This window comes from Alcaligenes sp. (genome assembly GCF_050255915.1).
Taxonomy (GTDB): domain Bacteria; phylum Pseudomonadota; class Gammaproteobacteria; order Burkholderiales; family Burkholderiaceae_B; genus Alcaligenes; species Alcaligenes aquatilis.
In genome coordinates this window covers 26,271-38,303 of record NZ_JBFWIQ010000018.1, presented here as the reverse complement: position 1 = coordinate 38,303, position 12,033 = coordinate 26,271, and the positions used below count along the sequence as shown (strand labels likewise).

Sequence of the window (12,033 nt, the reverse complement as noted above, 5' to 3'; positions counted from 1 at the left end):
CTCAAGGAGCATGATCATGGCAACAGCCAAGAAAGGCGCAGCAAAAGCAGCAAGCACCAAAACAGCTAGCCCCAAAAAAGCAACGCCAGCCAAGCCCGCTACAGCACCAGTAAAAGCTTCCGCTACCAAGACCAGTCCCAGCAGCAAAACCGCTGCCCAAAAGTCCCCCACTAAAACCACGGCGGCCAAGACCAGCAAGGCTGCTGTAAAAGCGCCTGCCAAGTCTGCAACCAGCGCACCGGCCAAGAAAACGGTTGCGAAAAAAGCAGCGGTGAAGAAAACCACTGCGGCAAAGAACACGACGGTCAAAGCTACCGCGACCAAAACAGCCGCCGTAAAAACCGTAGCCAAAAAAACAGCAGCGAAAAAAACGGTCGCTAAAAAAGCCGTGGCCAAAAAGACCGCCGCTAAAAAAACAGTAGCCAAGAAAGCGACTGCGCCCAAAGCAGCCAGCGCTAAATCTGCTCCTAAAAAACCTGCTGCCCCCGCTGCCGCAAAAAAAACGGCCAGCACCAAGGCAAGCAAACCCGTGGCCAAAAAAGCCACTCCCAGCAAGGCGGCAGCAAAACCTGCCACTAAAGCCGGCACCAAAGCAGCAGTAAAGACCGCGGCAAAAAAAGCCAGTCCTGCTGCTAGTGCCAAGAAACCCGTAGCTCCAAAGAAGAAAGAAGTTAAATCCGTGACCGCAGAAACCAAGACCCCAAAGACCAGCACAACGCCTAAAACCACCGCTAAGGTAGGTAATAAAACCGCAGCCCGCAAAGCGAGCAAAACGGCAGCATCACCAGCCGAACCGCTGCGCGACGACGTCAACCCCGCTGGCTCCTGGCCCTTCCCAACTGGCAAGCGTCCTTAATCACACGCCGCTTTTATATTTTTCCCCAAAGAGCCACCCTGGTCAGGGTGGCTCTTTGGTTTGTAGCACTTGCATGCGACAATTCCCTCTCCCATCAATTCATACCAAGCAACTATGTTCAGTGAAGTCGCCCTCTTCCTAATCCATATTGTTCTGTCGCTGCTGGGCACGATTTTGCTACTGCGTGCCTGGGTTTATGCGCTCAGAATCCATCCCTTCAACCCTTATTCGCAAGCCATGTTCAAAGTCACGGACTGGCTGGTCATGCCTTTGCGGCGCGTGATCAAAAGCGGCAACCGTTGGGACTGGACCTCCTTGGTCGCAGCCTGGCTAAGCGCACTGGTCTACCTGGTCCTCAGTGCGATGGTGCTGACCGGATCCATGTCCATGCTCTCGAACTTCCCCATGTTCTTGCTGGCAGCCGTCTTTACCTTGCTGCGCTGGGCCTTGAGCCTGATCTTCTGGGTTGTGCTGCTGCAAGCCCTGCTATCCTGGATTCAGCCACAATCACCCAGCATGCCTTTGCTGCGCTCGATTACTGCCCCCTTGCTGGACCCGATACGCCGTGTCCTGCCCGACTTGGGTGGCCTGGATCTGTCGCCGCTGGTCATCTTGCTGCTGACCCAAGTGCTTAATATGGTTATCACGCGCACGGCTTTCAGCCTGGTGCCAATCTAAGCACGACACGCTGCACGCTTAAAAAAAACCTGGGCCATGCCCAGGTTTTTTACTTTGATGCATCGCCATGCTTGATCTTTGCCAACTTTCTGAACCGCATCAGAGTCATCCTCTAGAACACGCAACCCGCAGCCATATTCAAGCAAACAAGCTCATTCTGAATTAGGCTGATCTCCTCCAAAGTCTGGAAAAAACCTTCCTTTCCTGCCCCGAATTCAAGAGCAAGAACCAGGGTGTCTTGTCCCAAGGCGGACTTTATACTGGTCTCATCGCCAATCAGCACACCACTTCCATGACTCGTCTTCCATCAAAACAGGACCGGGCCCACCGCTACCGCGAGGCCGAACAATTCCTGGCCGCACTGGACCCGGACTGGCAAGCCTTGGTCACCCATGTGGGCCCTTGCATCCATCAACCGCGCCCCGAGCGCGACCCCTACGAGGCCCTGATCCGCTCGGTGGTGTATCAGCAATTGCACACCCGTGCGGCTGAACGCATCCTGCAACGCCTGATTGATATTTATCCGCACGGCCACTGCCCAACACCTGAACAGGTACTGGCCACTCCCTATGAAACCTTGCGTGCTTGTGGCTTGTCCGGCGCCAAGGCCAACAGTATTTTGGGGCTGGCTCAGGCGCGTTTGGATGGCATCATTCCCGATCAGGCCACCGCTTTGCAAATGCCTGATGAAGAGCTGATCAAGCAATTGACCACGCTACGCGGCATAGGCCGCTGGACGGTGGAAATGATGATGATGTACACACTGGAACACGAGGATATTTTGCCTGCAGACGACTTTGGGGTGCGGGAGGGCTATCGCCATTTAAAGCGCCTGGACAAAGCCCCCTCAGCCCGAGCTTTACGTGACATTGGCCAAGCCTGGGCCCCCTATCGCAGCGTCGCATCATGGTATTTGTGGCGTATGCCCAAACACACACCCGTAGCGGCTCCTGCCCCAAACAAGGTACATCGAAGTCAACGCCTGCAGGCCAAAACGCCTCGCCCACAAGGCCCAGGCAAGCCAATTCGTTTTGCAATTACCCAATCCAGCTTGGGAGCACTGATGGTCGCAGAAAGCGAGCGCGGGATTTGTGCCATTGCTTTAGGCGATGATCCCAACATCTTGCTGGCACAGTTGCAGGATCGCTTCAAGACTGCCGAACTGATTGGTGCAGATTCCCTATTCAATCAGCGGGTCGCTCAAGTACTGGCTATGGTAGAAGAACCGACCCAAGGCTTGGATCTGCCCCTGGACATTCAAGGCACCGCCTTTCAACAGCGTGTCTGGGAGTTTCTGCGTCAGATCCCGGCAGGCCAGACCTTAAGCTATACCGAGCTTGCCAAACGCTTGAATATGCCCAATGGAGCCCGTGCAGTCGCACGAGCCTGTGCCAGCAATATTCTGGCCATTGCCATCCCCTGCCATCGAGTCTTGCGACAAAGCGGTGATCTGGCAGGCTATCGCTGGGGACTGGAGCGCAAGAAAACCTTGCTGGAGCGTGAACGCGCACAATAGAGGCACGACTTTTTAGCAGACATGAAAAACCCGGCCATTGGCCGGGTTTTGTGTGCGCAAAGCCCTGAGGCCTTGATTACATCGGCACCACACGAGTTGGGCCGTTACCGCTAAGCATACGGACACGCTGACCTACGGACAGAGGAACATCGGCTTCCTGAGCCACCACACGGGTTTCGCCATTATCCAGTTGCACCGTGATCTCCAGCCCCTGGGTCTTGCCCATGCGGTTTTCAACCGCATTACCAACCAGACCACCCAAAATAGCACCACCAATACTTGCCAGGATGCTGCCACGGCCACCACCAATGCTGCTGGCGGCCACTCCACCCAAGGCCGCGCCACCGACGGTGCCCACGCCGGAGTTCTGATCTTCCTGAATAGTGACAGCGCGTACCGAAACAACGGTACCCAAACGCACGATTTGCTCTCGCTGAGCCTGACCGTAGCTGTACACCGAGCTGGATGCTGATTTATTGGCACAACCGGCCAACAAAAACACCGGGGCCGCCAAGCTTGCCACTACCAGCAGACGCACTTTGGGTCGATCAAAAAAAGAGACGTACATACGGTTTACTCCAAAAAACGTAGCTGGCCGAACCATAAAAAATGGTAGAACGCTATCTTACAGACTGCGCTCAATCCCATAGTGCTGTTTTAGCATGGCCGAGATATCTGACCGTTTAAATTCATGATTTTGCGGGCCATCGACCTGGATTTTAATACTGCCCATCAAGTTGCCCAAGCAGCAAGCCTCCTGCCAGCTCCAACCTTTTGTAAGTCCATATAACAAACCTGCGCGATGGGCATCGCCACAGCCGGTAGGATCAACCACATGGTCCACTGGCACAGGGGCAATGTCATAAGCCTGCCCGTTGTGGTAAAGCGTGCTTCCATACTCCCCACGCGTCACAATAGCGGCCTGCAAACCCTGTGCGATCTCGGCCATGCTCTTGGCGGTACGTTGCTCAATGACTTCGGCTTCATATTCGTTCGCCGTAAGAACTTGACACAGTTCCAACATTTCCAGCAGATCTTCGCCCGTAAACAAAGGCATGGCTTGGCCCAAGTCGAAAATGAACGGCGTGCCTTGTGCGTTCAGGCGACGAGCATGCGCAAACATACCATCTTTGGAGTCCGGAGCCACAATGCCCCACGCCGCTTCTTGACCGGACAGATCAATTTGGGCCGAACTGATCATGGCACCCGGGTGGAAAGAGGTAATCTGGCTGGCAGCCAAGTCTGTAGTGATAAAGCACTGAGGGGTGAACATATCAGGCATCACGCGCACCATGCTGGTATCAATCCCCAGATCCTGCAAACGCTGCACATAATCCACACCATCACTACCTACCGCCCCCACGGGCACAGGACGGCCACCCAACATATTTAATGTGTAGGCCATGTTGCCAGCACAGCCGCCCCACTCTTTACGCAAACTGGGCACAAAAAAGGACACACTCAGGGTTTTGATGCTATCGGGCAAGATGTGATCTTTGAAGTACCCCTCGAAAACCGCGATCGTATCAAACGCGATCGAACCACATACCAGCACTCGCTCGGTCATAAATTACCTTATGGAAAAAAAGGGCTAATCTGGTAGCCATTAACCTGGAGCGGCCCGGTATTCAAAGGCAGACGCACCATAATTTCACTGCGCGCTGCAAACGCGGGCTCGCGTCGCTCGGGAGCCAGATACTGATCGGGCGCGATATTGCGCCGGGCGATCAAGGCTCCGGAAAAATCTTTCAAGTCCAGAACCAGTGTCGGCCACTCCTGGGGCCGCTCAAACTCGTTGCGCAGCGTAAAGCCCAACGTAGATTGCCCTGGCTGATTCGGCGCTTTATGCAAAGCCGAAGCCTGTACACGGATCTGGTCCAGACGGCGCTCGTAGGGCACCTTGCACGACAAGGTCTGGCAAGTACGCTCAAACACGGGCCGCAGCATCGGTATCTGGCTGACAATCTGCACGCGATACACGTACATCAGCTGCAATACGAACACGACAATGCCAAGGACACACAAGCTGGTCCAGATCAGCGAACCCACACGCTGGCCAAAACTGGCCTCGCCCTCGTAACGCGTCTCGCGTTGCAAGGCGGGGTTGGGATCAATCACCCAACCTTGCTGGACGTGATCCCCATCATCATCGTGGGTGCCGTCCGCCTGCCGTGAGGGGAAAGACGCACGCAAAGCACTGGCACGATCCCCCACACTGAATTGGGGTTCGGCAGCCGACCAGGGGGCCTGACCAATATGGTGTCCACCCTCTGGTTCAGCGGCTGTGCTGGCCGATACAAAAAAAGCAGCGTCTTGATCCCCCCTGGTTACAGGCTCGGCTCGAGAGCGGGCGCGGATAACAGAAGGTTCTGACGGCCGCAAAGAGGGCTCTATAGACTCAACAGACGGTTCTGCCAGCCGCACAAAAGGCTCCGCAGCATTAACAGAAGACGCTGCCGGCGTAAGCGGCGCCTGTGCCAGAATGGAGTCGGGAAATTTGCGTACCTGCAAGGAGTCGTGGGCAGTGCCTTCATCACGCGGTGGTGCATGACGGGAATGCTCTACAAAGCGCGGCCCTGGAATAGGGCTTTGCAAGTCCACTGTCTGCACCTGCTCTTGCCGGTGTGAGGCCAATGGTTCAGGCCCCAGACGCGGCTCGGTCTGAACCGGTACAAGCGGGGAACGATAAGAAGGCTCAGGAGCTTGATCATCAATGACCTCTTCAAAGCCATCGAAGATATGCGCACATTGAATACAGCGTATATAGCCTCGGCGGCGCTGCAGCGTTTCTACGCTGGCTGCAAACGATGTCCCGCAACGGGGGCAGCGAGTCTTTAGCTCCATGAACTCACCTTAGGTTCTACCGTCTTACAAGAGGCGTTGACCAGCCAAACACACCCAGCCATCACGCTCTTGCCAGACCGACAAGGGTAGGTAGGCGGAATAGACCTCGATCATTTCCTCCGCCTGCCAATCGTAAATACCGGACAGAATCAGGTGCCCTCCCGGTTTGACACGGTTGGCCAGCATAGGGGCCAGCATACGCAGGGGATTGGCCAGAATATTGGCGACCACCAGATCGGTTTGCCCGGCGGGCATGGCATCGGGCAGCAAGCCTTCAACCTCGACCTGATTGACTTGCGCATTGTAGCGCGTGGCAATCACGGCCTGCTCGTCAATGTCCACACCCACGGTATGGCCGGCGCCCAGCTTGCGAGCCGCAATCGCCAAAATGCCGGAGCCGCAACCGTAGTCCAGCACTGTCTGGCCAGACCGCACATGATGGGCCAACCAATCCAGACACAGGTGCGTCGTGGGGTGGCTACCGGTACCAAACGCCAGGCCAGGATCCAGTTCAATACGAACCAAGCCATCATCACCTTCCTGAGCGACGGGCAGATCCTCGTCATCCTTGTGCCAGCTAGGCACGATCAGGATACGATCGCCCACCGGGATGGGGCCAAACTGCGACTGCGTCAAACGTACCCAATCCTCATCGGGCACTTCGCGCACGCTCCATTGAGCCTTTTCAGGCTCCAGTACACCGGCGTCAAAAAGCGGTTGTAGCAACTCTTCAGGCTCCAGCTCCTCGGGCAGCAAAGCGACGACCCGATTGCGGTCCCAGGCCAGCACATCCGGCTCGATACCGGGTTCGCCAAACAGGGGCTTTTCCTGGTCGGTATCACCGTCGGCATCTTCCACCGACACCGACAAGGCGCCTGCTTCAAGCAAGGCATCGGACAAGCGCTCGGCCTCGTGTTCCTGACAGCTCAGTAAGAGTTCACGCATACATAGTTTCCATAAAGCAAAACAGGGGGCTCGCCCCTGTTTTACGTAATCATTATTCTTATCAGGTCAGGCCTGTGGCCTGACCTGTTGCTGCCCTTACTTGTTACGTTGGGCCAGCTTTTGTTCCAAGTAGTGAATACTGGTGCCGCCGGCCTTGAAGCTGGCATCCTGCATCAACTCCCGGTGCAGCTCCACGTTCGTCTTGATCCCTTCCACCACCATTTCAGACAAGGCAATGTCCATACGGGCGATGGCTTGCTCACGCGTTTTACCATAGGTAATCAGCTTGGCAATCATCGAATCGTAGTACGGGGGCACGGTATAACCGGTAAAGACATGCGAGTCGATACGCACGCCAGGGCCGCCAGGGGTGTGCCACTTGCTGACCAAACCTGGGCTGGGTACGAAATTGAACGGATCTTCTGCGTTGATACGGCACTCGATCGAGTGACCTTCAAACTCAATGTCACGCTGGCGCAGCACGAACTTCTCGCCCGCAGCCACTTTGATCTGCTCTTGAACCAGATCAATGCCGGTGATCATTTCAGTGATGGTGTGCTCAACCTGAATACGGGTGTTCATCTCAATAAAGAAGAACTCGCCGTTTTCGTACAGAAACTCGAAGGTACCTGCGCCGCGGTAACGCATCTTGCGGCAGGCATCAGCACAGCGCTCGCCAATACGCTCGATCAGGCGACGGGCAATACCAGGGGCCGGTGCTTCTTCAATCACTTTCTGGTGACGACGCTGCATGGAGCAATCGCGCTCGCCCAGCCAAATAGCATTGCGTTCACCGTCAGCCAATACCTGAATTTCGATATGGCGTGGATTCTCGAGGTACTTTTCCATGTAGACCTCGGGATTGTTGAACGCCGAAGCCGCTTCAGTCTTGGTCGTGGCAACCGCAGTCAGCAAAGCCGCTTCGGTGTAGACCACGCGCATGCCACGGCCACCACCACCGCCAGAGGCTTTAATGATGACTGGGTAGCCTACTTCACGCCCGATGCGAATGATTTCAGCCGGGTCGTCCGGCAAGGCGCCATCCGAACCAGGAACCACAGGCACACCGGCCTCGATCATGGCCTTTTTGGCCATGACCTTATCGCCCATCGTACGGATGCTCTCGGGACGTGGGCCAATAAAGACAAAACCGCTCTTTTCAACACGATCAGCGAAGTCCGCGTTTTCAGCCATGAAGCCGTAGCCAGGGTGAATGGCCTCCGCATCGGTCACTTCTGCTGCCGAGATAATGGCAGGCATGCTCAGGTAGCTGTCACGAGCCTGGGCGGGGCCAATACACACGGCCTCATCAGCCAGCCGCACGTACTTGGCATCACGATCTGCTTCAGAATAAACGACGACTGTCTTGATACCCATCTCGCGGCAAGCGCGCTGGATACGCAAGGCAATTTCGCCCCGATTGGCGATTAGGATTTTTTCAAACATATCATCAACCGATGACGAACAAAGTCTGGCCGTATTCCACCGGCCCGCCATTTTCAACCAGAATTTCTTTGATCACGCCGGACTTGTCGGCTTCGATCTCGTTGAGCAGCTTCATGGCTTCGATAATGCACAAAGGCTCGCCTTCCTTGACCGTTTGGCCCACTTCCACAAAAGGAGAAGCGCCTGGGCTAGGAGCACGGTAGAAGGTGCCAACCATAGGAGCCTTGACGGCGTGGCCTTCAGGAGCGGCGGGTGCAGCGGGAGCGGCGGCAGGAGCGCCAGCGGCAGGGGCTACCACCTGGGCTACCGGAGCCTCGGGTGCATAGACCACGGGAGCAGCCGAGCTTTGCGAAAATTTAACAATGCGAACCTTGTCATCGCCTTCAGTGATTTCCAGCTCGGCAATGCCAGACTCGGCGACCAGATCGATCAGGGTTTTGAGTTTTCTAAGATCCATGCGTACTTCCCGCAACGCCGCACTAGCCACTGACTGGGTCAGGACGGCATTAAAAAATATTGGTCAAAAAAACGAAATGAACCGCTTAACTATTCAAAGCGAACCGCAGGGCGGCTTCATAACCATACGCCCCCAAACCAACAATGACACCGCTAGCGATGTCAGAGAGATAGGAGTGGTGACGGAACGGCTCACGACGGTGAACATTGGACAGATGAACTTCAATAAACGCAATACCGACACCGGCGAGTGCATCCCGTATCGCTACGCTGGTATGGGTATAGGCCCCAGCATTGATCAGGATGAAATCAACGCCCTCGGTACGGGCTTGATGAATTCGATCAACGAGCCCGCCTTCGTGATTGCTTTGAAAAAAATGACACTGCGCACCATGCTGGTCGGCCAGCACCTGTAAACCGCTATTGATATCGTCGAGAGTCTGATGTCCATAGACATCGGGTTCCCGGGTACCCAGCAGGTTGAGGTTAGGCCCGTTAAGGACCAGGACATGTTTCGCCATAGCGGATTTTTCGTCAAGACAGACCGCCTTTTTACGCTAAATAACGTCATTTGTCCATAAACCTGCTTGGCTTACAAATAGTTAGCATTGGTTCAATACCGTTTTAAACAGGGACGCACCAGGTCTGCAATTTGACGAAATTAAGCGAAAAAGTCGGCCAGTTAGCGTTGAGCTTTAATAACTTCGTCCAACTTTTCGGGATCTATCTGGCCCAAAATGCGTTCACTGATCCGGCCATTGCTGCCGAACACCACGGTAAAGGGCAATCCACCCTTTTTATTACCCACGCTGCGCATTTGTTTCAAACCACCCGAGCCAGCCAGCAAAATGTCGTAGCTGACCGGCACGCGCTGCAGAAACTCCGTTACGTTATCCAGCGAGTCCACCGCAATGCCCACAAAGTTCACATCCGGATAGCGTTTGTGCAGCTCCTGCAGATCCGGCATCTCCTTGACGCACGGTGCGCACCAGGTAGCCCAGAAGTTGACCACCAGTGGCTTACCTATATAAGTAGAGAGCGCGTGATCTTCGCCCTGAAGGTCCTTGAAACTTTGCGCCAGGAAAGGGTCTGAAGGCAGCAAACTGGCCCAAGGAGCGGGATGCAAGGCTAAAAGACTTGCACACACTAGCGATTTCTGCAAAAAAAGACGCCTACGCATACCGGCTCACACCTGAAAAATGTCATCCGGGCATGATAGCACCGGCCCTCACCAAAGCTCACGCATCAGATCAAACAGTCGTCTAGAATACAGGCCGGAGGATTGTCATGCACATACATATACTAGGCATTTGCGGCACATTCATGGGTGGTCTGGCCCTGATTGCCCGTTCGGCTGGCCATACAGTCACAGGTTGCGACGCCGGGGTCTACCCCCCCATGAGCACGCAGCTGGAAGAACAAGGCATCGAGCTCATCGAAGGCTTTGGCGCAGAACAGACCGAGCTGGCCCCTGATCTCTATATAGTGGGCAATGTGGTCACGCGCGGCAATCCTCTGATGGAAGCCATTCTGGATCAGGGCCTGCCCTACACCTCTGGCCCGCAATGGCTGGGCGAGAACATCCTGCACAAGCAACACGTTCTGGCCGTGGCCGGCACGCACGGCAAAACCTCCACCAGCTCCATGCTGGGCTGGATTCTGGAACAGGCCGAGCTGTCCCCCAACTTTCTGATCGGTGGCGTGGCTCCAGGCCTGGGCGTGTCGGCCCGTTTCAATCCTGAGCAATCCCTGTTTGTGATCGAGGCCGACGAATACGACACCGCTTTCTTCGACAAACGCTCCAAATTTGTTCACTACCGCCCCCGCACAGCCATTCTGAACAATCTGGAATACGATCACGCTGATATCTTCCCTGATCTGCACGCTATCCAGACACAATTTCACCATCTGGTACGCACCATCCCCTCCACCGGGCTGATTCTGCGCCCCACCCACACCCCAAGTCTGGACGAAACCCTGGCCCGAGGTTGCTGGACACCGGTCGAGCAGTTTGGTCCCGAAGGCGACTGGGACAGTCGAGCAATCAGCCCCACCTCGTTTGAAGTGATTTTCAAAGGCCAGACTCAGGGCACCGTCCAGTGGACACTGACGGGCGAACACAATCGTCTGAACGCCCTGGCCGCTATCGCCGCTGCCTACCATGTTGGCGTCAAGCCCGCACAAGCTTGCGCTGCGCTAAGCCAGTTCGCCGGTATCAAGCGCCGCATGGAAGTACGTGGCGTGGTCAAGGACATTACCGTCTACGATGATTTTGCCCACCACCCCACTGCCATTGCCACCACCCTGGCGGGTCTGCGCGGCCAAACCGGCAAGGCCTCCCGGATTCTGGCCGTACTGGAGCCACGCTCCAACACCATGAAGCTGGGTGCCATGGCGGCTCGCCTGCCCGGTTCACTGGAAGATGCCGACCTGGTGTTTTGCTATGGCCAGACCCAGGGCAAACACGCACTGGGCTGGGATGCGGCCCAGGTACTGGCGCCATTAGGCGATCGCGCCACAGCGTGGACTGATTTGGATAAAATGGTTCAGGCCATTGTTCAGGCCAGCCAGCCCGGCGATGCCATTGTCGTCATGAGTAACGGCAGCTTTGGTGGCATTCATCAGCGTCTGCTGGATCAACTGTCACGCTGACCCTCTTATCTATATAGCAGGTGCCTCCATGATCCTCTATCTACACGGCTTTCGTTCCTCGCCTTCGTCCTATAAAGCGCAGCGCCTGAAACAAGCCCTGCAAGACAGGGGCTTGCTGCACCTGTGGCGCTGCCCGCAGTTGCCCGCCAGCCCGGCCCAGGCCATTGCCATGTGCAAGCGTATTGTGGACACACAAATGCAGGCGGGCATGGACGCCGATCAATTATGTGTAATCGGCTCCTCGCTGGGCGGTTACTATGCCAGCCACCTGGCACAGCACTATCACAGCCGCGCCGTGCTGCTTAACCCGGTGGTCTACGCAGGACGGGATCTGGCAACCCAAGTGGGCGAACACGTCTGCTATCACTCGCCCGATCCCTTCCATTTCCTGCCCGACCATGTAGATGAGCTTAACGACATTCACGTACCGCGCCCCAGCGATCCCCAGCGCTTTTACCTGCTGGCTGCCAAAGGAGATGAAGTCCTGAGCTGGCGCGAAATGGCGGACTGGTACAAAGGCAGCCAAGGACACATTCTGGAGGGCGGAGATCACGGCCTGACCGACTTTGATCCTTGGATCGACGAAATTTTGCGCTTTGCCCTGCCACAACCTTAACTATCTTTACCGGATGGCCAGTCC

The 12,033-nt window shown here is 55.8% G+C and carries 13 protein-coding genes; 5 read left to right on the top strand and 8 right to left on the bottom strand.

All coding sequences use genetic code 11. The features are described from left to right. Window positions 1-10: 10 nt before the first annotated feature. The 3 genes from AB7E06_RS17945 to AB7E06_RS17935 all read left to right on the top strand — a co-directional run bounded on the left by AB7E06_RS17945 (window position 11) and on the right by AB7E06_RS17935 (window position 3,050). Entirely contained in the window at window positions 11-856 is an 846-nt protein-coding gene (locus AB7E06_RS17945; RefSeq protein WP_427957939.1) for a histone H1, read from the top strand. A 114-nt stretch (window positions 857-970) separates the two neighbouring features. Next, window positions 971-1,534: a YggT family protein gene (locus AB7E06_RS17940; RefSeq protein ID WP_094197728.1), complete on the top strand. Its 564-nt coding sequence runs from the start codon at window positions 971-973 to the stop codon at window positions 1,532-1,534. 292 nt (window positions 1,535-1,826) lie between these two features. Continuing rightward, window positions 1,827-3,050, top strand: a complete 1,224-nt coding sequence (locus AB7E06_RS17935) for a methylated-DNA--[protein]-cysteine S-methyltransferase (protein ID WP_125277692.1) — start codon at window positions 1,827-1,829, stop codon at window positions 3,048-3,050. 76 nt (window positions 3,051-3,126) lie between these two features. Here the strand turns inward: AB7E06_RS17935 and AB7E06_RS17930 are convergent, their stop codons facing one another. From AB7E06_RS17930 to AB7E06_RS17895, 8 genes are all read right to left on the bottom strand, one after another. Next, a complete protein-coding gene (locus AB7E06_RS17930) occupies window positions 3,127-3,618 on the bottom strand; it encodes a glycine zipper 2TM domain-containing protein (protein WP_003801873.1) in 492 nt (163 codons plus the stop codon). 57 nt (window positions 3,619-3,675) lie between these two features. Further along, window positions 3,676-4,617, bottom strand: a complete 942-nt coding sequence (locus AB7E06_RS17925; RefSeq protein WP_094197730.1) for a carbohydrate kinase family protein — start codon at window positions 4,615-4,617, stop codon at window positions 3,676-3,678. Between the two features lie 8 nt (window positions 4,618-4,625). Further along, entirely contained in the window at window positions 4,626-5,894 is a 1,269-nt protein-coding gene (locus AB7E06_RS17920) for a zinc-ribbon and DUF3426 domain-containing protein (protein ID WP_094197731.1), read from the bottom strand. Window positions 5,895-5,918: 24 nt separating this feature from the next. Further along, window positions 5,919-6,839: a 50S ribosomal protein L11 methyltransferase gene (prmA, locus tag AB7E06_RS17915; protein WP_321268744.1), complete on the bottom strand. Its 921-nt coding sequence runs from the start codon at window positions 6,837-6,839 to the stop codon at window positions 5,919-5,921. Window positions 6,840-6,935: 96 nt separating this feature from the next. Continuing rightward, a complete protein-coding gene (gene accC, locus AB7E06_RS17910; RefSeq protein ID WP_094197733.1) occupies window positions 6,936-8,285 on the bottom strand; it encodes an acetyl-CoA carboxylase biotin carboxylase subunit in 1,350 nt (449 codons plus the stop codon). Window positions 8,286-8,289: 4 nt separating this feature from the next. Continuing rightward, complete coding sequence (gene accB / locus AB7E06_RS17905) at window positions 8,290-8,742, bottom strand: acetyl-CoA carboxylase biotin carboxyl carrier protein (protein ID WP_094197734.1); 453 nt, start codon at window positions 8,740-8,742, stop codon at window positions 8,290-8,292. 85 nt (window positions 8,743-8,827) lie between these two features. Beyond that, window positions 8,828-9,262: a type II 3-dehydroquinate dehydratase gene (gene aroQ / locus AB7E06_RS17900; protein WP_094197735.1), complete on the bottom strand. Its 435-nt coding sequence runs from the start codon at window positions 9,260-9,262 to the stop codon at window positions 8,828-8,830. Window positions 9,263-9,423: 161 nt separating this feature from the next. Further along, window positions 9,424-9,921 (bottom strand): TlpA family protein disulfide reductase, encoded by a 498-nt coding sequence (locus tag AB7E06_RS17895; protein WP_094197736.1) that lies wholly within the window; start codon window positions 9,919-9,921, stop codon window positions 9,424-9,426. Between the two features lie 107 nt (window positions 9,922-10,028). On the opposite strand from AB7E06_RS17895, the gene mpl reads away from it, so the two are divergent. Both mpl and AB7E06_RS17885 read left to right on the top strand, forming a co-directional pair. Then, entirely contained in the window at window positions 10,029-11,393 is a 1,365-nt protein-coding gene (gene mpl / locus AB7E06_RS17890; RefSeq protein ID WP_230019281.1) for a UDP-N-acetylmuramate:L-alanyl-gamma-D-glutamyl-meso-diaminopimelate ligase, read from the top strand. A gap of 28 nt (window positions 11,394-11,421) precedes the next feature. Further along, window positions 11,422-12,009, top strand: coding sequence for a YqiA/YcfP family alpha/beta fold hydrolase (locus AB7E06_RS17885; protein ID WP_094197738.1), 588 nt, complete (start codon window positions 11,422-11,424; stop codon window positions 12,007-12,009). Window positions 12,010-12,033: the final 24 nt, after the last annotated feature.